This is a genomic window from Bradyrhizobium sp. GW821-FHT13H05 (assembly GCF_058804065.1).
The window spans coordinates 105,319-131,373 of the sequence record NZ_JBXAPO010000019.1 but is presented as its reverse complement, the minus strand read 5'-3'; the positions used below and the strand labels follow the sequence as shown (position 1 = coordinate 131,373).

The following is a 26,055-nucleotide window of genomic DNA, read 5'->3' as shown; positions in this document are numbered from 1 at the left end:
ATGACATCGCCTCTCGCCTCCGCCTGGACCCGTTCGAAGCCGCCTTTGTTGCGGTTTCTCGACACTTGCCTCAACGAATTCTCGGCCGAAACATCCGGCCATGTGGCCGACTACATCCCCGAGCTCGGCAAGGCCGACCCTGCCTATTTTGGCATCAGCCTCGCGACGCTCGACGGCCATGTCTATGAAGTCGGCGACTCCAGGGTGCCCTTCACCATCCAGTCGATGTCAAAACCGTTCGTGTTCGCGCTGGCGCTGGACCTGCTCGGCGCAGGCAAGGTCGAGAGCGCGATCGGCGTTGAACCCTCCGGCGATCCCTTCAACTCGATCCGGCTGAATGCGGAAAACCATCCATTCAACCCGATGGTCAATGCCGGCGCGATCGCCTGCACCGGGCTGATCTACGACAGCAAAGGCCCTGAGGCTTTCGAGCAGATCCTGCTCGCACTCAGCCGTTTTGCCGGCCGCGATCTCGCGGTGGATGAGGCGGTCTACACTTCCGAAAGCCAGACCGGCGACCGCAACCGCGCCATCGGCTATCTGCTCAAGACCAACGCCGTGATTTCCGACAATGTCGCCGGCGTGCTCGACGTCTATTTCCGGCAATGCGCGGTGCTGGTCACTGCGCGCGATATCGCGGTGATGGCCGCAACGCTCGCCAACCGCGGCGTCAACCCGGTCACGGGCGAGCAGGTGATGACGCCGTATGCGATCTCGCGCACGCTGTCGGTGATGACGTCGTCGGGCATGTACGATTATGCCGGCGAATGGATCTACCGGATCGGCATCCCCGCCAAGAGCGGCGTCGGCGGCGGCATTCTGGCGGCCCTGCCCGCCCGCCTCGGCCTCGGCAGTTATTCGCCAAAGCTCGACAAGCACGGCAACAGCGTGCGCGGCATCAAGGTCTGTGAGGCCCTGTCCTCGCATTACGATCTGCACATGCTCAACCGCAGCGACGACGCGCGCAACGCGGTCATCGCCGATTACGACATCGGCAAGAGCCCGTCCCGCCGCGTGCGCCGTCCGCAGGAGCGCGAGATCCTCGCCGCCCACGAGCAGGAGGTGCGGGTCATCGAGCTGGTCGGCACGCTGTCGCTCTCCGCGGTCGACTACATCTCGCGCCGGCTTGCGGGGCGGCCGCGGCCGCAATTCGTGGTCTTCGACCTTCACCGCGTCACCTCCACCACACGGGCCGGCGCCCGGCTCGTGGCCGAAGCCTTCGAGGAGCTCGCCGCGCTCAATGTCACCGTGATCTTGTCCGGTGTCAGGCGCGCGTCGAAGGAATGGAATACGCTGCGGGAGTGGACCGCGGAGCTGAAGAACGTCCGCGATTTCTATCTGCTCGACACCGCAATCGAATGGGCCGAAGACCAGATCGTCTACCGCCATGGCGGCTCGATCGATTTTCACGAGACCACCGAGCTTGTCGAGCAGCCGCTGCTTGAAGGTCTCAGCACGGAAGAGCTGGCGGAGCTCGGCGCGACCTGCACCATCAGGACTTACCCATCCGGCGCAAAGATCCTCACGACAGGCGATCCCGCCGATGCCCTGTTCTTCCTGCGCAGCGGCGCGGTGCATGTCACGCTGCCGGACGGCGTGCGCCTCGCGACGCTGACCGCCGGCATGGCGTTCGGCGAGATGGCACTGCTGGAGCAGACCCGCTCGGCCGACGTCTTTGCCGACATGGCGGCCACCGCCTTCGAGGTCCCGTTGAAGGATTTCGAACGCTTCCGCGAGCAGCACCCGCGCGCGTCCGAGCGCATCATGCGCAATCTGGCAAAGCTCCTGGCCGATCGCCTGATCGTGGCCAATGCCAAGGTGGATATCCTGACGTCGACGTAATGATAGTCGAGGTTCATTCACGAGAGGTCGTCATGCCCGGGCTTGTCCCGGGCATCCACGTTCTTTTTGCTGCATGGCGAGACGTGGATGGCCGGGACAGGCCCGGCCATGACGCCGCGGAGACTGTCGGTGTCCCCAGCATACGCCTCGTGCTCAGCGGCTCGCCGCCTCGCTGATCCGCCGATTGATCTTGGCCGCACTGGCCTTGAGCAATTCGGATGGCTGCTGGCCGGTCGCGGCGCACAAGCAGGCCCAATAGTAGATGACATCGCCGAGCTCTTCGACGAGACCGGCCTTGTCGAGCCAGTCATCGCGCAGCAGCTTCTTGATGTGCTCGGCGACCTCGCCGGATTCACCGGCGAGGCCGAGACCGAGGTAGGACAGCCGCTCGTTGGACGGATGCTCGTCGACTTTCGCAATGCTTGCGGCCCAGGCCGCGTATTCATCGATCGTCATCGGCAGACCTCGCCGCGGTTTTTGGATCAGCCCACCACTTCCGTGACGGGCTGGAGGTCGATCTCGAACGTCTCCAGGAATTTCGAGGTCATGATGTAGAAGCCGACCGAGAGCTGGAGCTCGACCAGCGCGGCCGGCGTCAGCTTCGAGGCGATCGCCTTGAAGGTCGCATCCGTCGGCTTGTTCAATTTCACGATCTCGTCGGTGAAAGCGAGCGCGGCACGCTGTACCTCATTGAAACAGGTCGCGGCCTGCCAGTTCTCGAGCGCCTCGTTCTGCTCGTCGGTGACGCCGACATTCTTGCCGATCCGCTTGTGCGCGACGATCTCGTACGGCGCCTCGCACAAAATTCCGGTGCGGGTGATCGCAAGCTCGCGCACGACAGGATCGAGCTCACCCTTGTGGCGGATAGCGCCGCCGAGACGGCAATATTGCTCAAAATAGCTTGGCGAATGCGCCATCATGCGGAAGATGTTGGCATGACGGTTCTTGTCGAGGATGTCGCGGGTGCGGTCGGACGCGTTGATCGGGTCGCTGTAGAGGATGCGGGCCATCAGTCACCTTGGGGCTTGTTCTCGTTTTTAAGCAACCCCAAGAGTATTCTTGCGCCAGCACAAGAGCAACATCCTCGCGTGAAGCCCCAGCCTTACGCAGGCGTCTTCGGCACCGGGAACGGCGCGGGATCGGCAAAGCGCCTGACGATGTTGGTCACCAGCAGGGCCGCCACGTTGTCGTAGCCGTCCACCGGCAACGCGCCGATGAAATTCATCGAGCCGACCGAAAACACCGCACCGCCATTTTCCGTCTCGAAGAAGGTCAGGTCGGAGCGGATGATGTCCTCGCGCGAGGCCGGCCAGGTGTGGTCGTAGCGCTCTTCGTTGACGGGCTGATAGGTCGGATCGGTCAGAACGGCGCGGCCGATGATGATCGCATGATGCGGCGTGCCGAGGCGGGTGTCGGCACGGTCGAGCTCGTGGCCGGCGGCGCCACCGCCCATGAAGCCGCGCTCGCCGAGCTTGGCGCCGGGCCTCGCCAGATCCTCGATGCCCTCGCGCATGAAGGCGACGCGGGGATCGAGAACGCCGTCGAGGAAGGTGTAAGGGAAACCCATGTAGTCCCCTTGCGTGCTGAAGCCGACGCCGACCAGAGCCTGTGGCGGACGGCCGAGCCGTCGCCAGAGGCCGCCATAAGACCCGTCGAATGCATGATAGCTCTCGCCGGGCAGCGTCTCCCAGAGACGGATGCCGCCCTCGGCGCGGCGCAGCTCGAAAGCCCAGGTGCCTGTCGCGTGCGGCACCACTTTCCAGTAGAAGCCGTTGCCGCCGAGATACATGAAGCGGCCACCATTGCCGAGATAGGCGCCGAGCGCATCGAGTGTCTCGTGCGTGTGGTATTCCGGGTGCTGACCGGTCAGGACCACCGAATATTTCGACAGCAGGTCGACGCCTTCGGCATGGACGTCGTGATCGGTGATGACCTCGAAGTCGATGCCCTTGCGGGTCAACAGATCCGTGATGGCGCTGTCGGCGGAGATCCAGTAGAGGCCGGAACCATAATCGCTGGGATCGACCAGATGGATCTGGTTGACGCGCTTGTCGATCAGCGGGCGGCGCATGGTCGACATCACCACGCCGCTGCCGTCCGAGTGGAAATTGTAGGGCGAGACGCCGTATTCAGGATGGCCGTCCGGCGCCTGCGCCAGCGCGCCCCAGGCCAGCGACCGCTCCGTGATCAGGGCCTGCCGGCCCTTCTTCTGATACTGGCTGTAGACCGTGTAGCTGAAGGTCGGCGCGAGGAACGCCACCTTGGCCTGCGATCCCGGGATTTTGGCGCGGACATAGAAGACGATGTTGTCGCGCGCGCCGTCCTTGTCGAGATGCAGCGCATAGACGCCGCTTGTCCAGTCATCAGGCACGGTGAAGCTCAGCGACGGCTGCCAGCCGGAATCGCCGATATCGTCGTCGTGGAAATGGATCGCGCCCCAGAGCTTTGGCTCTTCGGTCCAGCGATGGGTCACGCCGCCGGTCCAGCGCGAGCCCGTCATCGCGCGCGTCGGCAGATTGATGCAGGTGCCGTGCGCCTTGGCGGGGCCGATATCGGTCGCGGTGTCGGTCGGAATACCGATGGAGAAATCCCATTCGGCGAGGACCGGAGCCGACGTTCCAGAGGCTTGCGCGGCGATGATGCCGTCAAGGCCGGTGCTGCCATCGGTGACGCGCGGCCGCTCGATCTTGCCGTTGAAGTGATGGGCTACGCCCTGCCCCGCGCGCTCCGCCGCGATCGCGGCGGCCCCCGCGCCGGCCAATGCAGCCTTTGGCGCGCTCAGCGATTTCGTCGCGCGCTCGTCGCGATCGAGCCTGAGCTTGCGGGGCGCCTGCGCGATCGACAGCGATCCGGTCACGGGGTCGAACAGGCAGGCGATGTCGTGCCAGGCACGCTCGGTGAGCGCGATGCCGGTTTCGACCTCGACGGTCGCGCCACCAATCACGAGCCGGGCGAAAGCGCCCGCCTTGCCAACGCCCAGCGTCAGCGCGACGCCGGCACCCGTCCAGCTCAGCACGGCTTGCTGGCCGGCGGCGAGCAAGGTCGGCCAGACCGTCGCGGCGAACGCGACTGGACCGGCCGGCAATGCCAGCGCAGGCACATCGACCCATGAGCCCTTGGCGATGGTCTGCTCGATCCCGTCGTGCTGGCCTTCGAGATCCCACTTCACGGGAATCTCTCGATAGCCCGGTCCCCTCGGGTTCGGATCGCCGCAGATGACGCGGGCGATCCGTGCCGAATAGCGGCCGCCGCCCTTGACCGCGATCATGAACCTGATGTCGTCGCCGGGGCGCACGCTCCAGCGATCCGCATAGCCGGTGATCGGAAGCATCGAAAATCCTTCTTCAGGCGCCGCGCACGTTCCAGAACAGCGGCAGGCCCTTGAGCATGCCCGTCAGGCTCTTCTTGTACGCGGTCGGCTGATAGAAGACACCCAGCGGCACATAGGGAACATCGACAAAGCACTGCTTCTGCATCTCGATGCCGATCCTGGCCTGCGCGGCGGCATCGGGCGCGGCGAACCAGGAATCCCGGAGTTGTTCGAGCTTCTCGCTCTTCGCCCAGCCGAAGGTCGCCTTGTCGCCGCTGCCGCGGATGAAGTTATGGGCGGACGGATTCAGCTGCGTGACGCCCGCCGAATAAGTGCAGAAGGCGCTGTATCCGCCCTTGTCCGGCGTCTCGCGGTTGCCCATGCGCCGCAGCATCGAGCCCCAGTCCATCGCCGCGTAGTCGAGATTGAAACCGAGCTTGCGGAACAAGTCGGCCGCGACTTCGCTCATCTGCCCGATGACAGGGAAATCGCCGGGCGCCATCAGCAGCACTTTCTCACCCTTGTAGCCGGCGTCCTTGATGGCCCTGGCAGCGGCTGCGATATCGCGCGGGCCGTTCAGCGCGTCCATGCCGGCATCGTTCGCCATGATGCCGCCGGGCGCGAAGAAGCCGATCTTGTCGCGCCACAGGCTGGTGTCCTCTCCCGCGACCGCGGACATGAATTCCTTCTGGCTGATAGCGGAGAGCACCGCGCGGCGAATGGCCGGGTTGTCGAACGGCGGCTGCGTGTGGTTGAAGCGCAGCACGCCGACATTGCCGATGGGGTCGAGCAGTTCGATATTGAGCGCCTTGTTGGCCTTCAACTTCGGCAACAGGTCGACGATGGGCTGATCCCACCAGTCGATCTCACCCTGCTGAAGCGCGGCCGCGGCCGTCGCTGGGTCCGGGATGACCTGCCACTCGACCCGGTCGAAATGCGCGATCTTCGGACCGGCGAGCAGGCTCGGTGTCCCCTCGGGGCGCGGCACGTAGCCGTCGAAACGCGTATAGACCAGACGCGCGCCGGGCACGTGCTGATCAGCCTGGAATTTGAACGGACCGGAGCCGATCAGCTCCTTGACCGGCGTGACGCTGTCCGTCTGCGCAAGGCGTTCCGGCATGATGAAGGCGATGATGGCACCGACCTTGCCGAGCGATTCAGGCAGCATCGGGAACGGCGACTTGAGCCGCCAGCGCACGGTCCTGTCATCGGGCGCCGAGAGTTCGTCCACCAGCGTGAAGAGCGAGTTGCCGAAGGCGTCGCGCGAGGCCCAGCGTTTCAGGCTCGCCACCACGTCGCGCCCGCGCACGGGCTCACCGTCGTGAAACTTCAAGCCATCGCGCAAGGTCATGGTCCAGAGCTTGCCGTCGTTCTCGACCGTGTGGCCGGCGACCATCTGCGGCTGAACCTGCAACTTCTCATCAACGCCGTAGAGGGTATCCCAGATCAGGAAACCGTGGTTGCGGTTGACGAGGCCGGTGGTGATCATCGGATCGAGAATGGCGGCATCGGCCTGCGGCACGAAGCGCAGCACGCGCGAGGCTTGCGCGCGGGCCAGCCGCGGCATCGCCAGAGTCGAGCCCAGCGCGACGCCGAGACCGGCGCCCAGTGTGGATCGGAGCAGGTCTCGACGGCGCATGTGATGGTCTCCTCAAGGGGTTACGCAGATGGACGTGTCGCGGCAAGCCTGGCTTCGGCGCTGAACAAGGTTTTCCCGAACAGGTCGAGCGCCTCGTCGACCCCGGCTTCGTCGATGATCAGCGGCGGGCAGAACCCGATCGTATCGCCCATCGCGCGGATGATCAGGCCATTCTCGATCGCAAGCGCGTCGAACATCGCGCCGACCTTCAATGCGGGATCGAAGGCCTGCCGCGTCGCGGGGTCGGCGACCAGCTCGACACCGATCATCAATCCCTCGCCCCGCACCTGGCCGACGATGCGCGAATCCCGCGCGATCTGGTCGAGCCCGGCGCGGAGCCTGCCGCCCATGCGGCGGACATGCGGCACTACATCCATCTCGTGGTAGATTTTTAGCGTCTCGAGCGCGATGGCGGCGCCGACCGGGTGGCCGGAATTGGTGAAGCCGTGGCCGAACAGCTCGCCGCCCTTGTTCATCTCGCTGAGCGCGTCGCGAATCGGACGTCCCAGCAACACCGCCGACATCGGGAAATAGGACGAGGTGATGCCCTTGGCGAGCGCCACCATGTCCGGCTTCATGCCGACCGTCTGGCAGCCGAACCAGTTGCCGGTGCGGCCGAAGCCGCAGACGACCTCGTCACCAAGCACCAGGATGTCGTGACGGCGCAGCACCGCCTCGATCTTCGCGAAATATCCCTTCGGTGGCACGACGATGCCGCCACCGGCATTGATCGGCTCGGCGATGAAGGCTGCGATCGTATCCGGCCCCTCGGCCATGATCAGCGCTTCGAGATCGGCTGCGAGCCGATCGACGAACGCCGCCTCGCTCTCGCCGGGCCTGGTGCCACGATAGGCGTCCGGGCAATGCGTGTGCAGGAAGCCGTCGAGCGGCAGACCGAACTCGCGGTGCATGCGGGGCAGGCCGCACATCGAAGCCGCAACGATCGTCGAGCCATGGAAACCGCGGTCGCGGGCGATGATCTTGCGCTTGCCGGGCTTGCCATGGACCGCGTGATAGACCCAGGCGAGCTTCACCATGGTCTCGGTGGCTTCCGAGCCTGAGGTGGCGAAATAGGCCTGCGCATCCGGGATTGGCGAGATCTCGACCAGCTTCTCGGCGAGGTCGATCGTGTTGTCAGGCGTCTTGTGATTGAAGCTGTGGTAGAAGCCGAACTTGTCATAGGCCGCCGCTGCCGCCGCCTTCAGCCGCGTCTCGGAAAAGCCGAGCGAGGTGCACCACAGGCCCGCCATCGCTTCCAGATAACGCTTGCCGCCGGCGTCATAGACATGGACGCCCTCGCCGCGCGCCATGATCAACGGTCCGATTTCTGCATGACGCTGCGGGTTGGTCTGCGAGTGCAGATGGAACGCGATGTCGCGCGCCTCGGCTGAATTCAGTCTTCTGTCGGACACGCTTCGACGCTCCGTCTTCCCGCCCCCCGGCGACCATATCAGGGCTCCGGGCAACCAAATTGGTCAGTCCAAATTGGTCAGACCAGCTTGGCTTTCGTGCCTCAGCTTGTCAAACTCAAAAAAAGAGCTGATGAGCACGAAGATGTTGCACGATCCCCCGTCAAAGCCCGAACGCAGCTTCGAGATCGTCGCCCGGCGCATTGCTGCGATGATCCAGGCGAGTTACCGGATCGGCCAGCGCCTGCCGGCTGAGCGCGACCTCGCGAAAACTTTTGGCGTGTCGCGGCCGACGGTGCGCGAGGCCATCCTGTCGCTGGCGATGGCCGGCATGCTGAAGGTGCGCAGCAACAGCGGCGTCTATGTGATCAGTCGTCAGGAAGCACCTGACGTGCATGCGCTCGAAGGTTTTGGGCCGTTCGAGAATCTGGAAGCGCGCCAGTTGATCGAGCCGCAGATCGCGGCGATCGCGGCGCAGCGCGGCACCGAGGCCATTTTCGCGCAGCTCGCCGAAGCGCTCGCCATGATGCGCTGGGAACATGCGCAGGGACGCGAGGCCGACACGTCGGACCACCGCTTCCACATGGTGCTGGCCGAGGCGACCGGGAACGGCGCGCTGGTGTCGATCAGCGACTCGCTGTGGCGCGCACAGACCGAGTCCGGCATCTGGCAGGAGATTCACAACCACATGCAGATGGAGGATTATCGTCCCATGTGGCGCAGGGATCACGAGGCCATCTTCGAGGCCGTGCAAGCGCGGAACCCACGCAAGGCGAGCCTCGCGATGACGCGTCACCTCAACAATATCAGGGACGCGCTGATGGAGGCGTCGAAGGCCAAATCGATGGCCAAATCGACGGCCACGACCAAGCCTGCGAATTCTCGTGGAAAAATCCGATGATTTGTCGCGGTTGAAGAAAGTTTCCGCACACCCTGCGCTCCGCGACCGCAACAGCAACATCATCGAGTCAAAATGCCGCCGCATTGCTGATCGACCTTGGCACAGTCGATATTCGCCGCGTGGGGACAAATCGCGGTGAATACTCGCAAGGGGTGTTCCGAGTAAAAACAATTGACCGTCTTGCGCTGCAAACGCGCATTGATGAGTCACGCCCAAGTCTAGGGAGAAAAAGGCATGAAGGAAGCCACCAAGGGGGCGGCCTCGGGAGCGCTCGCGCATATGCTGGCGGTGATGGCGATGCTCGTCATCGCCAGCATCTTGTTCTACGGGCGTTAATAAGCGTTTCAGAGTTTTCGTCATTCCGGGGTGGCTCTCGCACAAGCCAGGCCCAGAATTCCCGTTCCAGGCTCGGTCTCTCAGGACCGCCCCCGAATGACGAATCCCATCCGGGCTACGGCAATCCCGATCTCACTATTTCTGTTTGGCGAAGAACGGCACCAGTTTTCCGGCGAACGGTTTGAAACTCGCAATGACCTCGTCGCCGATGGCAAGACCGTTCTCGCCATGCGCCATCATGCGAAAGCCCTCGGCGCAATCGACCAGCAGGATGTTGTAGGGCACGTGCGCGCGCGTCTCGGGCGTGGCGGCGCGGCAGACCAGCGAGGTCGCGTAGACCCTGCCCTTGCCGCTGGCGCGAGCCTCTTGCGGATCGGATGCGCCGCAGGCCGCGCAGAAAGCGCGGTGGAAATACTGCACATGGCCGCATGAGGTGCAGGTCTGAAAAGTGATGGCCTGTTCGCCCTTGGTCCAGTCCGCGAGATGATCGCTCATCGCACCCGCTCCAGAAACATGCTGACATGGGACGACAGCACGCCGCCGTCGCCGTGCAAGAGCGCGATCGAAGCATCGCGCACCTGGCGGTTCGCGGCCCGTCCCGTCATCTGCAAATGCGCCTCGACCAGATGCGCCATGGCGCCGCCGACGCCGCAATGGCCATAGCTGAGCAGGCCGCCATGGGTGTTGAGTGGCATCGCGCCGTCGCGGCTGAAATGGCCAGAGCGCACGCACGCAGCCGCCTCGCCGCGGCCGGCAAGGCCAAGGTCTTCCAGCAGCATGGCCAGCGTGATCGTAAAGCTGTCGTAGATCGCGGCGTAGCGCACATCCGAAATTGCAAGGCCCGTGGCTTCCTTGACTCGCGCGATCGAGATCTCGGCGCCGAGCTCGCTGAGCGCGGGCGCGGCCGTCACGTGTTGATGGGTGTGCGCCTGGGCGCAGCCGCGGATGCGTACGCCCGCCTCACCGGTCCGCTCGCGGCTGATGACGAAGGCGGCGCCGCCGTCCGACACCGGGCAGCAGTCCAGCAGCTTGAGCGGCATCGCCACCGGCTTCGAGGCCATGACATCGGCCACCGTAATGGGATCGTGGAATTGCGCACCGGGATGGGTGCAGGCGTGCGCGCGCATCAGCACCGCGAATTCGGCGAGGTCTTCTTCGGTCACGCCGTATTCGTGCATGTATCTGCTAGCAACGAGGCCGTAATAAGCGGGAATGGTCGGGACGAGCGGCACCTCGTAGTCGGGATGACCAACCTGCGCCAGCGCCTGGATCGAGGCATCGCGGCTCTGCCCGGTGAGACGGTTCTCGCCGGCGACGACGAGCACGTTGCGCGCGACGCCGGCCTCGACGAGATGATGCGCGAGCATCGTCATCGCGAGGCCGGTGGCGCCGCCGACCTGGACGGCGTGGGCGTAGGACGGGCGGATGCCGAAATGCTCGGCGAAGACGGTGGCGAGCATGATGTGCGGCGACACCGTGGAGTAGCCGCAGAGGACGCCGTCGATCTCGGCCCGCCTGAGGCCGGCATCGTCGAGCGCGGCTTGCGCGGCCTTGCCCATCAGGTCGAGCGAGGATGAGCCTTCGTGCTTGCCGTAAGATGTGAGGCCGACGCCGGTGATGAAGCTCATGATGCGAACCTTGGTGTCATTCCGGGGCGATGCGAAGCATCGAACCCGGAATCTCGAGATTCCGGGTTCGGTCCTACGGACCGCCCCGGAATGACGGATGAGAGAGACATCGTCATCCTGCCTACTCCGGTGCTGCGCGCGTGACGCCGCCGCCGACCATGGCGGCGATCTCATCAGTGGAATAGCCGACCTCGCGCAAAATCTCCGCGCCGTGCTCGTTGAGCCGCGGCGCAAGCCGCACTGGCTCCGCCTCCGTCTCCGACCAGGTTGCCGTCACCTTCATGCTGCGGATCGGGCCTTCGCTCGGATGGTTCACCACCGGGAAGAAGCCGGTCGCCTCCAGATGCTCGTCGTGCAGGATGGATGAGAGGTCATGCATCGGCATGACCGGCACATCGGCCTTGGTCAGCAGCTCGATCCATTCCGCCGTGCTACGCGTCTCGAAAATGCGCGCCAGCTCGGCATAGACGACGTCGATATTGGCGGCGCGGCCGGCGAAGGTCGCGAACATCGGATCGGCGCGCAGGTCGTCACGGCCCGTCGCCTTGAAGAAATTCTCCCACTGCTTGTCGTTGTAGACGATGACGCTGAGATAGCCGTCCGAGGTCTTGTACGGCCGGCGATCGCGCGAGAGGTGGCGGGCGTAGCCGCCCTTGTCGAGCGGCGGCTCGTAAGTCAGCCCGCCCATGTGGTCGCCCATGACGAAGCCGGCCATGGTCTCGAACATCGGGATGTCGACGCGCTGGCCGCGGCCGGTGCGGTCGCGATGCACGAGGCTGGCGCAGATCGCGCCGACGGCGGTGAGGCCGACGATGCGGTCGACCAGCGCGTTCGGCACGTAGCGCGGCACGCCGTCGCCGGTCTGCGCCATCAGTGCAGGCAGTGCGGTGGCGCCCTGGATCAGATCGTCATAAGCGGGTTTTGCCGCATAGGGCCCGTCCTGGCCGAAGCCGAACACGCCGGCATAGACCAGGCGCGGATTGATTTTGGAGACGACGTCGTAGCCGAGCTGAAGCCGCGCCATCGCCTGCGGACGGACGTTGTAGACGAGCACGTCGGCGTCCTTCAAAAGCCGCAGCACGGCATCGCGGCCAGCAGGCTTCTTCAGGTCGAGGCAGATCGAGCGCTTGCTGCGGTTGGTGTTGAGGAAGACCGGGCCCATGCCGGTGTGCCGCATCGGGCCGATCAGGCGGGTGACGTCGCCGTCGAGCGACTCCACCTTGATGACATCAGCACCGTAATCGCCGAGCATCTGGGTCGCATAGGGCCCCATCAGCACGGTGGTCATGTCGACGACCTTGATGCCCTTCAGCGGCCCCATTCGTTCGCTCCCGATTGCGCGGGCTCAGTTGGGCCCAGCGATTTCGGTCCAGCTAACGGCAGTGACGCCGCGCACGCAAGAGCGGCCGGCGTATGGCTGCATGCGTGACGACGCGGCCGCTATTTCTTCTGGCGGGAATCGCGGATCTTGATGAGGCGGTCGAGCTCGTCGTTCTGCTGGCTGATGCGGTCGGCGATGCGCGACTCGCTCTGCTCGCCCGAGGCGGCCGCCGCCTGCTCGATGAGCTGGCGGATATTGTCCTCGAGGATGGCGATGCGATCGTTGAGTGCGTCCATCGACAGTGAGTCTTCGTAGTCATTGCTCATGATGTATTCCCTGCAAATCGATCAAGAGCTTTAAGGGGCCCGGGCGGGCCCACCATGATCTGGCGCAAAGAAAGATGGTGGGCACGGCGCTTTCGCGCCTTTGCCCACCTTACGAGAGCTTACTTCAGCGGCTCCAGCACGGAGACGTAATTGGCGACCGCGGCGCCGCCCATATTGAAGATGCCGCCAAGCTTGGCGTTCTTCAGCTGCATGCCCTCGGGCGCCTGGCCTGCGAGCTGCATCGCGGTCATCACGTGCATGGAGACGCCGGTGGCGCCGATCGGATGGCCCTTGGCCTTCAGGCCGCCGGACGGATTGACCGGCAGCTTGCCGTCCTTGAGCGTCCAGCCTTCCTTGATGGCGCGGGCGCCCTGCCCCTTCGGCGTCAGGCCCATCGCTTCGTATTCGATCAGCTCGGCGACGGTGAAGCAGTCATGGGTCTCGACGAAGGAGAGATCGGTGAGCGCCACGCCCGCCTTTTCCAGCGCGCGCTGCCAGGCGACCGTGCAGCCCTCGAACGCGAGGATGTCGCGCTTGGACATCGGCAGAAAGTCCTGAGCATGCGCGGTGGCGCGGAAGCCGATCGACTTACTCATGCCCTTGGCGGTCTCGGCATCGGCGAGCACCAGTGCGGCGGCGCCGTCGGAGACGAGCGAGCAGTCGGTGCGCTTCAGCGGACCGGCAACATAGGGGTTCTTCTCGCTCTCGGCGCGGCAGAAGTCGAAGCCAAAGTCCTTGCGCATCTGGGCGAAGGGATTGGCGACGCCGTTCTTGTGGTTCTTGGCCGCGATCAGCGCCAGTGCATCGGACTGATCGCCGTATTTCTGGAAGTAGGAGCTGGCGATCTTGCCGAACACGCCGGCGAAGCCGCCGACGGTGTCGCCGTCCTCGGGCAGATAGGAGGCCTTGAGCAGGTTCTTGCCGATCTCCGGGCCCGGCGTGCGCGTCATCTGCTCGACGCCGACGACCAGCACGATCTTGGCGGCACCTGCGGCGATCGCGCGCAGGCCCTGATGGACGGCTGCGGAGCCGGTCGCACAAGCGTTCTCGACGCGGGTGGCCGGCTTGAAGCGCAGCTTCGGGTCGGCCTGGAGCACCAGGGAAGCGGTAAAATCCTGCGCCGAGAAGCCGGCGTTGAAATGACCGAGCACGATCTCGTCGACATCGCCAGCCGAAATGCCGGCATCGGCCATCGCCTCATTGGCCACGCGGGTGACGAGGCTTTCGACGGTTTCGGTGTCGAACTTGCCGAACGGCGTATGGGCCCATCCGACGATGCTGGCGGTCATGGTCTCTTCTCCCTGGAGTCTCTACCTGAGTTAAGTCTTAGCCCAGGGATGGCAAGACTTCACGCGGGTTTCAGGGCCTGGAGGGTGCGCTGGCAGATGGCAGTTATGCCGGCCCAGTTGCCGGCCTTGATCTCGGCGGTCGGGCAGAGCCAGGAACCGCCGACTGCGACCACATTGGGCTCGGCAAGCCAGGTCGCCGCATTGGCCTCGCCGACCCCGCCGGTCGGGCAGAACCGCACGTTCGGGAACGGGCCGCCCAGCGCCCGCAGGCCCTTGATGCCGCCGGCCTGCTCTGCGGGGAAGAATTTTGCAACGTCGAAGCCGTAGGACAGCGCCGTCATCAGCTCGGACGCCGTGGCAATGCCCGGCGCGAACGGCAGGGAGCTGTCGGCGGCGACCTTGAGGAGATCGGGGGTCAGGCCCGGACTGATGCCGAAGGCGACGCCGAGCTTCTCGACGCGGACGAAGTCGGCCGACTTGAGGATCGTGCCGATACCGACGACGGCCTCCGGCACTTCGGCCATCATCGCCCTCGCCGCCTCGATCGCAACAGGGGTGCGCATGGTCACCTCCAGCGTGCGGACGCCGCCAGCCACCAGCGCTTTCGCCAGCGGCACGGCGTCCTGGATCCGCTCGATGGTGAGGACGGGAATGACGGTCGCAGCCTTGAACAGCGCGACGAGGTGGTTCTGTTGGGCGGTCGTGGTCATCTTGGCTTTCGTTTCACTTGGTCGCGTGTCACTTGGTCGCTTGACGCGTGGTCGCTGGCCGGTGCCGTTTCTTCGGCGGCATGGCATAGCCCGGAATGATGGCGCCGGCATAGCAGATCACGAGGCTGGCAAGGCGATGCCCGGCCTGGGCCGCCTCGACCGGATCGGCGCCGCCGAGTCGGGCGGCGATATAGGCCGCGGCAAAGCTGTCGCCGGCCGCCGTGGTGTCAACGACGGGTTTTGTCATGGGTTCGGCGCGAACCTCGCTGGTTCCACCGGGGAAGCGCAGCAGGCTGACGGGCTCGGCCAGACGGAACACCAGCTCGGGCGTGGGGATGCGTGCCATCAATTGCTCGTAGCTCTCGCCGGGATAAAGCGCGAGCAGATCCTCGGTCGAGGTCAGCACGATGTCGGCGGTTGCAAACGCCGCGGCAAAGACCTCGCGCGCGACATCGCGATCGGGCCATCCCCGCGCGCGGAAGTTGGTGTCGAACACGAAGCGGGTGCCGAGCAGGCGGCCGCGCTTGATCGCCGCGAACAGGCGATCGCGGCCGGCCGCATCGTAAATCGACAGCGTGATTGCGGAGAGATAGACGATGTCGTAGCTCATCAGCGAATTGAGCAGCTCGTCCGTTTCCGGCAGGCTCATCAATTGGCGCGCCGCCGCGCTGTCGCGCCAGTGGAAGAACTGGCGTTCGCCCTTTGCATCGGTCTGGATCATGTAGAGGCCGGGCAGCTTGCCCGGCAACCGCACGACGCGGCGGGTGCCGATGCTCTCCGCATTCCAGGCCGCGATCATCTCGTCGCTGAGGGCATCGTCGCCGAGCGCGGTGAGGTAGTCGACCTTGACCTCGAGCCGCGCCAGGTACACCGCCGTGTTGAGGGTGTCGCCGCCGAACCCGCGTGAGTACAGGCCACCGCCCTGTCCGGCCTGCCCAGTGGAATGTCCCCCCTGGGCCTGCCGGAGCTCAACCATGCATTCACCGATGCAAGCAACGCTCGCCATCGTCATATCCACGCTGTTCATCTGATAGCTCAGGCGACGAAGTTGCCGCCGAGCTCGTCTTCGATGTGAATGCGGATGATATCGTCGAACGTCTTCTCGGCCGTGGTGAAGCCGAGCTCGAGCGACCGCTTGGCGTTGAAGTTACGCGGCCAGCCGCCGACGATGCCGACGATGAAGGGATCAGGCTCCCGCTTGATGCGGGCGGCGACCTTGTCGCCGGCAACGCGCTTCAAGGCGGCGATCTGCTCGCCCACCGTTGCCGACAGGCCCGGCATGGTGATGTTGCGGCGCGGGCCGACGCTGGCGAGATCCATGGTGCCGGCATGCAGCAGGAAGCCGACCGCGGAGCGCGGCGTCGCATGCCAGTGGCGGACGTCCTCGGACACCGGCAGGACCACGTCCTTGCCGGCCAGCGGCTCGCGCAGGATGCTGGAGAAGAAGCCCGATGCCGCCTTGTTGGGCAGGCCGGGCCGGATGCAGATGGTCGGCAGGCGGATGCCGATGCCGTCAAGGAAGCCGCGGCGGGAATAGTCAGCCAGCAGCAATTCGCCGATCGCCTTCTGGGTGCCGTAGCTGAGCAGCGGGGTGTGGAAAAACTCGTCGCCGATCGCCTCCGGGAACGGGGCGCCGAACACCGCGATCGAGGACGTGAACACCACGCGCGGCTTGTAGCCGCCGCCGACGAGGCGGATGGCATCGAGCAGCATCCGCGTGCCGTCGAGGTTGATGCGGTAGCCCTTGTCGAAATCGAGCTCGGCCTCGCCCGAGACGATGGCGGCGAGATGGAAGATCACGTCCGGGCGGCCGGCGATCAGCTTCTCGGCCGCGCCCGGTACGGCGAAATCGCCCGACACGGTCTCGACGGGGAAACCGGCCTTCTCCGGCTTCTTGGGCTCGACCACGTCGTGCATGGTCAACTTGGTGATCTCGCTCTTGCCGAGCCGGCCGTCGCGCAGCAGCCGTTCACAGAATTTACGGCCGACCATGCCGGCGGCGCCCAGAACCAGAATGTGCAAGAGCCTACTCCTTTTTATTGGCCGGAACGCGCCTCTCTCAGGACGTTCACTGGAACGCCCTCTTGGCGCGATCTCAGGCAGGCCCCGCGATCATTCCTTCACGGCGCCGGTCATTGCCGACACATAATACTCCACGAAGAAGGAATAAAGGATAACTACGGGGACCGAGCCGGTCAGGGCTGCGGCCATCAGCGCGCCCCAATGGTAGACGTCGCCGTTGACGAGCTCGGTGATGGCGCCGACCGGGATGGTCTTGTTCTCCGAGGAGGAGATGAAGGTCAGCGCGTAGATGAACTCGTTCCAGGACAACGTAAAGGCGAAGATGCCCGCCGAGATGACCCCTGGGAGCGACAGCGGCAGCGTGATCTTGATCAGGATCTGGAGCCGCGTCGCCCCGTCGATCAGGGCGCATTCCTCCAGCTCGTAGGGAATGGTGCGGAAATATCCCATCAGCAGCCAGGTGCAGAACGGGATCAGGAAGGTAGGATAGGTCAGGATCAGCGCCAGATTGCCGTCGAACAGGCCGAGCTGGAACACGATCGCGGCCAGCGGAATGAACAGGATCGAGGGCGGCACGAGATAACCGAGGAAGATCGCGAGGCCCACATAGCGCGACCCCTTGTAACGCAGCCGCTCGATCGCATAGGCCGCGCAGACGCTGGCGAACAGCGAGATGCAGGTCGAGGAGACCGAGACGATCACGGTGTTCCACATCCACTGCGGATAATCGGTGTCAAAGAACAGCTTCTTGATGTGCTCGAAGGTCGGATGCACGATCCAGAACGGATTGTACTTCTCGTAGTCGTACATCTCCGCGTCCGGCTTGAACGTCGCGACCGTCATCCAGTAGAACGGGAACAGCAGGAAGAAGATGATCAGCCCGAGCGGAAGGTACACGCGGAGGAATTTCCGCGGGAAGCTCTCGAGATAGTCCATTCCGACGCTTTGGTCGTCTGCGGTGCTCATGGTCAGTCCCTCCCGCCCTGCTGCCAGCGGGAGCGCTGAAGCCCGAAGAAGCTGAGCAGGATCGCCGCGACCAGGAACGGAATCATCGCGTTCGAGATCGCCGCGCCCTCCCCGAGATTGCCGCCGGTGATGGCGCGCTGGAACGACAGCGTCGCCATCAGATGCGTGGCATTGATCGGCCCGCCGCGCGTGATGGTGTAGATCAGCTGGAAGTCGGTGAACGTCATCAGCACCGAGAACGTCATCACGACCGCGATGATCGGCGACAGCATCGGCAGCGTGATGTGGCGGAAGCGCTGCATGTTGGTGGCGCCGTCGAGATTGGCGGCCTCATAGAGCGAGGGTGAAATCGTCTGCAACCCCGCCAGCAGCGTGATCGCCACGAAGGGCACGCCGCGCCAGATGTTGGCGGCGACGACCGACCAGCGCGCGTTCCAGGGATCGCCGAGGAAGTCGATGTAGCGCGTGATCAGGCCGGCCTTGATCAGCACCCACGAGATGATCGAGAACTGGCTGTCATAGATCCACCAGAAGGCGATCGCCGAGAGCACCGTCGGCACCACGAAGGGCAGCAGCACGATGGCACGGACCATCGACTTGAACGGCAGCCGCTCGTTGAGCAGCAGTGCGAGATAAAGCCCGATCGCGAATTTCACGGCGCTGGCGGCCACCGTGTAGAAAATGGTGTTGAATACCGACAGCCAGAACACCGAGTCCTTTGCCAGCGAGACGAAGTTCTGGAAGCCGATGAAGCGCCCGGCCCCGCCGATCTTGGTGTCGGTCATGCCGAGCCAGAAACCCAGCGCGAGCGGATAGGCCAGAAACAGGATCAGAATCGCGATTGCCGGCACCATGAACATCGCGCCGAGAAAATTCCGACTCTCGAATGCTCTGGTCCACATACTGCTGCGCTTGATCTGCGCGGCAACGGGCTCGGCCATAACTGCCATGTCGGATTCCCCTTGGACGAACCGTCACGGCGTCCGGCGAACCGGACGCCGCGCAGATTGGAGCTGATCAGACCTGGTAGTAGCGCTTGGCGCGCTCGGCAGCGCGCGCGGCCGCCTGCTTCGGCGTCACCGAGCCCGAGGCCGCCTCGGCGAACATGTCGACGACGACGAAGTCGCCCATCACGGCGGCGGAGGCGTAACCGAGATCGCCGGCATAGCCGTTGTCGCGGCAGCGCTTCAGGCAGTCGCGGTACGGCGTGATCTTCGGGTCCGACGTCCACACCGGGTTGTCATTGTAGGCCGGCAGCGGCGGCGACACGTAGCCGTTGGAAGAGACCTCCCAGGCGTCGTAGTTCGCCTTGTCCATCATGAACTTGATGTATTCCTTGACCGCCTTCGGATACTTCGAGTGCTTGTAGCCGTAATAGACGAGCACGTTCTGCTGCTCGGTCGACACACCCACGGGGCCGATCGGCATCGGCGCGTGGTTCATGTCCTTGGCGATTTCCTGCTGCTTCGGATCGGTGGAGTTCTTTCCGACGGTCCAGATCGAGATGCCGTTCAGCGTCAGGCTGAGCTCGCCGTTCAGGAACGCCTTGTTGTTGTTCGAGTCGTTCCACGACAGCACGCCGGGGATGAAGGTCTCGTAGAGCTGCTTGACGTATTCGAGCGCGGCGATCGTCTCGGGCGAGTCGATCACGACCTCGTTCTTGTCGTTGACGACCTTGCCGCCGAATGCCCAGAGCGCCCACTGGCACCAGCCGTTGGCATCGCCCGTGGCGTGACCAAGCGCGAAGCCGGCCGGTGTGTTGTTCTTCTTCAGGGCCTGGCACAGCTTGAGGAAACCGGCGGTGTCCTTGGGGAATTCATCGAAGCCCGCGGCCTTCATGTGGCTGATGCGGTAGTTCAGGCAGCCGCCGGTCGCGCCTTGCGGAATGGCGATCCAGCTGTTGCCCTTCTTGCCGTAGCGTTCGGCAACCGGATACCAGCCACCATATTGCGCGCCGAGATAGTCGGCGACGTCAGTCATGTCGATCAGCTTTTCCGGGAATTTGTGGGGATCGTCGAGCGTGCCGATGATCAGGTCGGGACCGGCGCCGACATTGGCGGCGACCGCCGCTTTGGGGCGGATGTCCTCCCAGCTCTCGGCCTCGAGCTTGACCTTGACGCCGGTCTTCTCGGAGAACGCCTTGGTCTGCTCGGCGAACTTGTCGAACTCGGCCTGGATGAACTGCTTCCAGCGCAGGACGCGGATGGACGCGTTCGGCTCGGGCGTGTTGGTCCATTCTGCAGCGCGGACCGGGACGATGCCCGGGCCGGCCAGCAACGCTGCGCCGCCCAGGCCGGCTTTAAGCACACTTCGCCTGTCGAAATTGCTCATCGTTCTCTCCCTAATTTTTATATTTGTATTTGGTAGTTCTTCGTCAGTCCTTCGGCGTCGCTACAGGCGTTTGCCCGTCGCGTCGTCGAACAGATGAACCAGCGACGGGTCAGGCTTCAGCTTGACCTTGTCGCCCGGATTGAACTGGTGACGCTCGCGGAAGACCGCGACGACCTGCTCGCCACCCACCTTCGCAAACACCTGCGTCTCCGAACCGGTCGGCTCGACCACGATGATCTCGGCATCGGCGCCGTCGTCCGCGATGGTGAAATGCTCGGGCCGCACGCCATAGACGACAGGGCGGCCGTCGGACGCCGCCGGCGCGTTCTTGAGTGGCAGCTTGACGCCGTTCGGTCCTTCGAAGGTCGCAACGCCGTTGACGCGCACATGACCCTTCAGGAAGTTCATGGCGGGCGAGCCGATGAAGCCGGCAACGAACTGGTTTTCCGGCTTGTCGTAGAGCTCGAGCGGCGTGCCCATCTGCTCGACGATGCCGTCATGCATGACGACGATCTTGTCGGCCATGGTCATGGCCTCGATCTGGTCGTGGGTGACGTAGACGGTCGTGGTCTTGAGCCGCTGGTGCAGCTCCTTGATCTCGGTACGCATGGCGACGCGCAGCTTGGCGTCGAGGTTCGACAGCGGCTCGTCGAACAGGAAGACCTGGGGATCGCGCACGATGGCGCGGCCCATCGCGACGCGCTGGCGCTGGCCGCCGGAGAGCTGACGCGGATAGCGATCGAGCAGCGGCGACAGCGCGAGAATTTCGGCGGCGCGCTTGACGCGCTTGTTGATCTCGTCGGAGCCGGCGTTCCGAAGCTTCAGCGAGAAGCCCATGTTTTCGCCGACGGTCATGTGCGGGTAGAGCGCGTAGTTCTGGAACACCATCGCAATATCCCGCTCCTTGGGCTGGATATTGTTGACGACGCGGTCGCCGATCGAGATCGTGCCGGAGGTGATGTTCTCGAGGCCTGCGAGCATGCGCAGAAGCGTCGACTTGCCGCAACCGGAGGGACCGACCAGGACGACGAACTGGCCATCCTCGATCGGAATCGAGACGCCGTGCAGGACTTCAAAATTGCCGAACGATTTCCGCACGTCGCGGATTTGCACAGACGACATCTAGCTCCCTCCTCGAAAGTCCACGACGCCACCTGCGCCGCGACCGTCTTGTTTTTCAGACTTCACCAACCGAAGCCCGATCTTAACGGGCGACATTGTCGGCAGTTTGTGCGGTTTTGGCAATTTGTCTTTGGTTAGTCGTTGCTGGTAGCGCTGTCAACGTTCCTTTGTTTGCGACAGTGACTGTGTTAAGAGCAGCAAATGGGTCGAAAACGCACCAAGTCAGGCAAAATCCGGCTGGCGGAAGTCGCCGAGCTTGCCGGCGTCAGCCCGATCACTGCGTCCCGCTTTTTCCGTAATCCCGAGGCGCTGTCGGTCGCCAAGCGCACGCGGGTGGAAAGCGCAGCCAGGGAGCTCGGCTACGTGCCGAATCTGGCGGCACGCGCACTCGCCTCGCAACGCACCGAGGTGATCGGTGTCTTGATTCCGTCACTGACCAACAACGTGTTTTCCGACGTGCTGCGCGGCATCTATGACGCCTCCGAAGGCAGCCGCTACTCGATCCAGTTGTCCAACACCCGTTACAGCATCCTCCAGGAAGAGAAGCTGCTGCGCCTGTTTCTTGCGCAGAAGCCGGCCGGGCTGATCGTCACCGGCATCGACCAGACCGCGGAATCGCGCGCCATGCTGGAGGCCGCCGACTGCCCGATCGTGCAGATCATGGAGCTCGGGCCCAATCCGGTCGACATGATGATCGGCTTTTCCCACTATGACGCAGCCCGCGCGGCGATCGCGCATTTGTTCGCGCAAGGTCGCCGCCGGATCGGCTTCGTCGGCGCGCGGATGGATCCGCGGGTGCAGCGGCGGCTGGACGGATATGTCTCGGCCATGAAGGACGCCGGCCTGTTCGAGCAGCGCCTCGTCGTCACGACGGCGACACCGACCTCGGTGACGCTCGGCGGCGCCCTGTTCACCGACCTCCTCGCACGCGAGCCCGACATCGATGCGGTGTTCTGCGCCAATGACGACCTTGCGCTCGGCGTGCTGTTCGAATGCCGTCGCCGCGAGATCGGCATCCCCGAGCAGATCGCGATCGTCGGCTTCAACGACCTCGAATTCATGGCCTCCGCCGTCCCGACCCTGACCAGCGTGCGCACCAATCGTTACGAGATGGGCAACACGGCCGCCAGCATGCTGATCGAGGCGATCGACGGACGGCGTCCGGAGCGGCCGGTGCTCGACCTCGGCTTCAAGGTGGTCGAACGGCAGAGCTCGTCGGCACGGCATCCCGACAGCAGGCCGGCCGCAGCGGGCACGGGTGCGGCGAACAAAATGGTAGCGTTACCAAGTAGCCATGACTAGTATCGAACTTGTGAGGAAACGACCCACCAACGGGCAGGCACACCATCGCTCACGCCGTTGGGCATCGCACAAGCCGACACCATGATACGGACGCCCGTGCGTTTGCATTGCAGGAGAAACCAATGACAAAAAAGCCAACCAATGGGCACGCGCCCGCCGGTAACGGCACCCGCCGCCACCTTCGCTCGCAGGAATGGTTCAACAACCCGCACAATCCGGGCATGACCGCGCTCTATATGGAGCGCTATCTGAACTACGGCCTCACCCGCGCCGAGCTCCAGTCCGGCAAGCCGATCATCGGCATCGCGCAGACCGGCAACGACCTCTCCCCCTGCAACCGCCACCACATCGAGCTGGCGCATCGCGTCCGCGAAGGCATCCGCGAGGCCGGCGGCATCGCGATGGAATTTCCGACCCACCCGATTCAGGAGACCGGCAAGCGCCCGACCGCGGCGCTCGACCGCAACCTCGCTTATCTCGGCCTCGTCGAAATCCTCTACGGCTACCCGCTCGACGGCGTGGTGCTGACCACCGGCTGCGACAAGACCACGCCCGCCTGCATGATGGCGGCGGCAACGGTCAACCTGCCCGCGATCGTGCTGTCGGGCGGCCCGATGCTGAACGGCTGGCACAATGGCGAGCGCACCGGCTCCGGCACCATCGTCTGGAAGTCGCGCGAGCGGCTCGCCGCCGGCGAGATCGACTATGAGGAGTTCATGGAGATCGTGGCGTCATCGGCGCCCTCGGTCGGCCATTGCAACACCATGGGCACGGCGTCGACCATGAACGGGCTTGCCGAAGCGCTCGGCTTCTCGCTGCCGGGCTGTGCGGCGATCCCCGCCCCCTATCGCGAGCGCGGCCAGATTGCGTATGAAACCGGCAAGCGCGCCGTCGAGATGGTCTGGGAGGACCTCAAGCCCTCGGACATCCTGACCCGCAAGGCGTTCGAGAACTGCATCGTGATCAACTCGGCGATCGGCGGCTCGACCAACGCGCCGATCCACATCAACGCGCTGGCCCGCCATATCGGCGTCGAGCTGTCGATCGACGACTGGCAGAAGGTCGGCCACGACGTGCCGCTGCTGGTCAACATGCAGCCGGCCGGCTTCTATCTCGGCGAGGAATTCCACCGCGCCGGCGGCGTGCCGGCCGTGGTGCGCGAGCTGATGAAGCACAAGCGCATCCATGAGGACGCGGTCACCGTCAACGGCCGCGGCATCGGCGAGAACTGCAAGGATGCGCCCGCGCCCGACAACGACGTGATCCGGGCCTACGACAAGCCGCTGGTGAAGGACGCCGGCTTCCTGGTGCTGAAGGGCAATCTGTTCGACTCCGCGATCATGAAGACCAGCGTGATCTCCAAGGAGTTTCGCGACCGCTACCTGAGCAATCCGAAAGACCTCAACGCCTTCGAAGGCCGCGCCATCGTGTTCGAGGGCCCGGAGGACTATCACGAACGGATCGACGATGCCTCGCTCGACATCGACGAGCGCTGCGTGCTGTTCATCCGCGGCACCGGCCCGATCGGCTACCCCGGTGGTGCCGAGGTCGTGAACATGCAGCCGCCGGCAGCCCTGATCAAACGCGGCATCCACTCCCTGCCCTGCATCGGTGACGGCCGCCAGTCCGGCACCTCGGGCTCGCCCTCGATCCTGAACGCCTCGCCGGAAGCCGCCGCCAATGGCGGTCTCGCGATCCTCAAGACCGGCGACAAGGTGCGCATCGACCTCAACAAGGGCAGCGCCAACATCCTGATCTCGGACGACGAGGTGAAGAAGCGTCACGCCGAGCTGATGGCGGGTGGCGGCTTCAAGCATCCGGCAAACCAGACGCCGTGGCAGGAGCTTTATCGCAACACCGTCGGCCAGCAATCGACCGGCGCCTGCATGGAACTCGCCACGCGGTATCAGAACGTCGCCGGCACCTTTGGTGTGGCGCGGGACAATCACTGACCACTCGTCACTGCGAGGAGCGAAGCGACGAAGCAATCCAGACTGCCTCCACGGCAAGATTCTGGATTGCTTCGCTTCGCTCGCAATGACGGCTCGAAATTCCAATTCAAGGTGAGGAGAACAACACCATGGCAGACCGCCTCAAGGGAAAACGCGCCGTCATCACGGCCGCGGCAGCCGGCATCGGGCGCGCCTGCGCTCTCGCATTCGCGCGTGAAGGCGCAACCGTCATCGCCACCGACATCAACGAGAGCGGCATCGCTGATCTGACCAAGGAAGGCATCGCCGAGGTCGCCAAGCTTGACGTGCGCAACACCGCCGACGTCAACGCCTTTGCCAAGCGTATCGGCAAGATCGACATCCTGCTCAACGCAGCCGGCTTCGTGCATCACGGCACCATCCTGGAATGTTCGGAAGAGGATTTCGACTTCTCGTTCGACCTCAACGTCAAGTCGATGCACCGGACCATCAGGGCGTTCCTGCCCGACATGCTCGCGGGCGGCGGCGGCAGCATCGTCAACATCTCGTCCTGCGCCGCGCTGCGTCCGCCGGCCAACCGTTATGTCTACAGCTCGTCGAAAGCCGCCGTGTCGCTGTTGACGCGCGCGGTCGCGCTCGACTTCATCACCAAGGGCATCCGCTGCAACTCGATCTGCCCCGGCACCGTCGAGACCCCCTCGATGCTCGACCGCGCCGCGGCGCAAGGGCCCCAGGGCAAGGAGATGTTCATCTCCCGCCAGAAGATGGGCCGGCTCGGCACCGCCGACGAGATCGCGTCCATGGCGGTCTATCTCGGCAGCGACGAGAGCGCCTTCACCACCGGTGTCGACCTCGTCGTCGACGGCGGCTACATGCTCTGACGCCAGAGGCCTCCAGCATGAACAAGATCGATCTCAACGGCCGCGTCGCAATCGTCACCGGCGGCGCGCAAGGCTTTGGCCGCGCCATCACCGAGCGCTTCGTCGCCTCCGGCGCCAAGGTCGCGATCTGGGATTTCGATGCCGCACTGGCTGAGAAGACCGCCAAGGAAGTCGGCGGCGAAACAAAAGTCTTCAAGGTCGACGTCACCGACACCGCAGCCGTCGAGCAGGCGCGCGATGCGACGCTGGCCGCGTTCGGCAAGATTGACATCCTCGTCAACAATGCCGGCATTGCCGGCGTCAACAAGCCGGTCTGGGAGACCGACCTTGAGGAATGGCGCAAGGTGCTGCGCATCAACCTCGACGGCCCCTTCATCGTCTGCAAGGCGATCGTGCCGGTGATGCTCAAGCAGAAATACGGGCGCATCGTGAACATCGCCTCGATCGCCGGCAAGGAAGGCAATCCCAACGCCTCGCACTATTCGGCCTCCAAGGCCGGCCTGATCGCGCTGACGAAGTCGCTCGGCAAGGAATTGGCCGCACATGACATCCTGGTGAATGCGGTGACGCCGGCCGCGGCGAAAACCGCGATCTTCGACCAGATGACGCAGCAGCATATCGACTTCATGCTGTCGAAGATCCCGAAGGCGCGCTTCGTGCTGGTGGAAGAGCTCGCCGCTATGGTGAGCTGGCTCGCATCCGAAGATTGTGCCTTCTCCACCGGCGCGGTGTTTGATATTTCCGGTGGACGGGCGACCTACTGAGGCAGTGGCCGCCCTTGCGAAGGGG

Annotated in this window: 23 protein-coding genes; 6 read left to right on the top strand and 17 right to left on the bottom strand. The window is 64.4% G+C overall.

Translation table 11 applies throughout. The features are described from left to right. Positions 1-1,842 (top strand): glutaminase A, encoded by a 1,842-nt coding sequence (gene glsA / locus AC1RR3_RS35075; protein ID WP_492829285.1) that lies wholly within the window; start codon positions 1-3, stop codon positions 1,840-1,842. A gap of 153 nt (positions 1,843-1,995) precedes the next feature. On the opposite strand, the gene AC1RR3_RS35070 is transcribed toward glsA, so the two are convergent. The 5 genes from AC1RR3_RS35070 to AC1RR3_RS35050 all read right to left on the bottom strand — a co-directional run bounded on the left by AC1RR3_RS35070 (position 1,996) and on the right by AC1RR3_RS35050 (position 8,203). Next, on the bottom strand, positions 1,996-2,298 hold the full coding sequence (locus AC1RR3_RS35070; protein WP_247506159.1) for a nucleoside triphosphate pyrophosphohydrolase family protein: 303 nt from the start codon (positions 2,296-2,298) through the stop codon (positions 1,996-1,998). A 26-nt stretch (positions 2,299-2,324) separates the two neighbouring features. Beyond that, the gene (locus AC1RR3_RS35065; protein ID WP_492829282.1) at positions 2,325-2,852 is read right to left on the bottom strand and encodes a carboxymuconolactone decarboxylase family protein; all 528 of its coding nucleotides are present in this window, start codon (positions 2,850-2,852) and stop codon (positions 2,325-2,327) included. A 92-nt stretch (positions 2,853-2,944) separates the two neighbouring features. Beyond that, positions 2,945-5,173, bottom strand: coding sequence for a N,N-dimethylformamidase beta subunit family domain-containing protein (locus tag AC1RR3_RS35060; RefSeq protein WP_492829280.1), 2,229 nt, complete (start codon positions 5,171-5,173; stop codon positions 2,945-2,947). Positions 5,174-5,186: 13 nt separating this feature from the next. Further along, positions 5,187-6,791, bottom strand: coding sequence for an ABC transporter substrate-binding protein (locus AC1RR3_RS35055; RefSeq protein ID WP_492829278.1), 1,605 nt, complete (start codon positions 6,789-6,791; stop codon positions 5,187-5,189). 20 nt (positions 6,792-6,811) lie between these two features. Further along, entirely contained in the window at positions 6,812-8,203 is a 1,392-nt protein-coding gene (locus tag AC1RR3_RS35050; RefSeq protein ID WP_492829276.1) for an aspartate aminotransferase family protein, read from the bottom strand. 130 nt (positions 8,204-8,333) lie between these two features. On the opposite strand from AC1RR3_RS35050, the gene AC1RR3_RS35045 reads away from it, so the two are divergent. After that, positions 8,334-9,101, top strand: a complete 768-nt coding sequence (locus AC1RR3_RS35045; protein WP_492829274.1) for a FadR/GntR family transcriptional regulator — start codon at positions 8,334-8,336, stop codon at positions 9,099-9,101. Between the two features lie 471 nt (positions 9,102-9,572). Here AC1RR3_RS35045 and AC1RR3_RS35040 read toward each other — a convergent pair whose 3' ends face one another. From AC1RR3_RS35040 to AC1RR3_RS34985, 12 genes are all read right to left on the bottom strand, one after another. Next, complete coding sequence (locus tag AC1RR3_RS35040) at positions 9,573-9,932, bottom strand: Zn-ribbon domain-containing OB-fold protein (RefSeq protein WP_492829272.1); 360 nt, start codon at positions 9,930-9,932, stop codon at positions 9,573-9,575. Then, the gene (locus AC1RR3_RS35035) at positions 9,929-11,065 is read right to left on the bottom strand and encodes a thiolase family protein (RefSeq protein ID WP_492829270.1); all 1,137 of its coding nucleotides are present in this window, start codon (positions 11,063-11,065) and stop codon (positions 9,929-9,931) included. The genes AC1RR3_RS35040 and AC1RR3_RS35035 overlap by 4 nt, the downstream gene beginning before the upstream one ends. Positions 11,066-11,186: 121 nt before the next feature. After that, positions 11,187-12,386: a CaiB/BaiF CoA transferase family protein gene (locus tag AC1RR3_RS35030; RefSeq protein WP_492829268.1), complete on the bottom strand. Its 1,200-nt coding sequence runs from the start codon at positions 12,384-12,386 to the stop codon at positions 11,187-11,189. 119 nt (positions 12,387-12,505) lie between these two features. Next, entirely contained in the window at positions 12,506-12,712 is a 207-nt protein-coding gene (locus AC1RR3_RS35025) for a hypothetical protein (protein ID WP_492829266.1), read from the bottom strand. Between the two features lie 119 nt (positions 12,713-12,831). Further along, on the bottom strand, positions 12,832-14,001 hold the full coding sequence (locus AC1RR3_RS35020; RefSeq protein ID WP_492829264.1) for an acetyl-CoA acetyltransferase: 1,170 nt from the start codon (positions 13,999-14,001) through the stop codon (positions 12,832-12,834). 59 nt (positions 14,002-14,060) lie between these two features. After that, positions 14,061-14,711, bottom strand: a complete 651-nt coding sequence (eda, locus tag AC1RR3_RS35015; protein ID WP_492829262.1) for a bifunctional 4-hydroxy-2-oxoglutarate aldolase/2-dehydro-3-deoxy-phosphogluconate aldolase — start codon at positions 14,709-14,711, stop codon at positions 14,061-14,063. Between the two features lie 28 nt (positions 14,712-14,739). After that, on the bottom strand, positions 14,740-15,717 hold the full coding sequence (locus AC1RR3_RS35010) for a sugar kinase (RefSeq protein WP_492829260.1): 978 nt from the start codon (positions 15,715-15,717) through the stop codon (positions 14,740-14,742). Between the two features lie 29 nt (positions 15,718-15,746). Further along, on the bottom strand, positions 15,747-16,733 hold the full coding sequence (gene denD, locus AC1RR3_RS35005) for a D-erythronate dehydrogenase (protein WP_492829258.1): 987 nt from the start codon (positions 16,731-16,733) through the stop codon (positions 15,747-15,749). Between the two features lie 90 nt (positions 16,734-16,823). Beyond that, positions 16,824-17,699 (bottom strand): carbohydrate ABC transporter permease, encoded by an 876-nt coding sequence (locus tag AC1RR3_RS35000; RefSeq protein ID WP_492829256.1) that lies wholly within the window; start codon positions 17,697-17,699, stop codon positions 16,824-16,826. Between the two features lie 2 nt (positions 17,700-17,701). Next, positions 17,702-18,649 carry a carbohydrate ABC transporter permease gene (locus AC1RR3_RS34995; RefSeq protein WP_492829254.1) on the bottom strand — a complete coding sequence of 316 codons (948 nt, stop codon included), beginning with the start codon at positions 18,647-18,649 and terminating at the stop codon, positions 17,702-17,704. 67 nt (positions 18,650-18,716) lie between these two features. Further along, on the bottom strand, positions 18,717-20,030 hold the full coding sequence (locus AC1RR3_RS34990; protein WP_492829252.1) for an ABC transporter substrate-binding protein: 1,314 nt from the start codon (positions 20,028-20,030) through the stop codon (positions 18,717-18,719). Between the two features lie 60 nt (positions 20,031-20,090). Continuing rightward, positions 20,091-21,152, bottom strand: coding sequence for an ABC transporter ATP-binding protein (locus AC1RR3_RS34985; RefSeq protein WP_492829250.1), 1,062 nt, complete (start codon positions 21,150-21,152; stop codon positions 20,091-20,093). 201 nt (positions 21,153-21,353) lie between these two features. Between AC1RR3_RS34985 and gntR the strand changes: the two genes are divergently transcribed. From gntR to AC1RR3_RS34965, 4 genes are all read left to right on the top strand, one after another. Further along, positions 21,354-22,454: an HTH-type transcriptional regulator GntR gene (gntR, locus tag AC1RR3_RS34980; RefSeq protein ID WP_492829248.1), complete on the top strand. Its 1,101-nt coding sequence runs from the start codon at positions 21,354-21,356 to the stop codon at positions 22,452-22,454. Positions 22,455-22,576: 122 nt separating this feature from the next. Next, positions 22,577-24,406, top strand: coding sequence for an IlvD/Edd family dehydratase (locus tag AC1RR3_RS34975; protein WP_492829246.1), 1,830 nt, complete (start codon positions 22,577-22,579; stop codon positions 24,404-24,406). Positions 24,407-24,534: 128 nt separating this feature from the next. After that, positions 24,535-25,266, top strand: coding sequence for an SDR family oxidoreductase (locus tag AC1RR3_RS34970; RefSeq protein ID WP_492829244.1), 732 nt, complete (start codon positions 24,535-24,537; stop codon positions 25,264-25,266). A gap of 17 nt (positions 25,267-25,283) precedes the next feature. After that, the gene (locus tag AC1RR3_RS34965; RefSeq protein WP_492829242.1) at positions 25,284-26,030 is read left to right on the top strand and encodes an SDR family NAD(P)-dependent oxidoreductase; all 747 of its coding nucleotides are present in this window, start codon (positions 25,284-25,286) and stop codon (positions 26,028-26,030) included. The last annotated feature ends 25 nt before the right edge of the window (positions 26,031-26,055 follow it).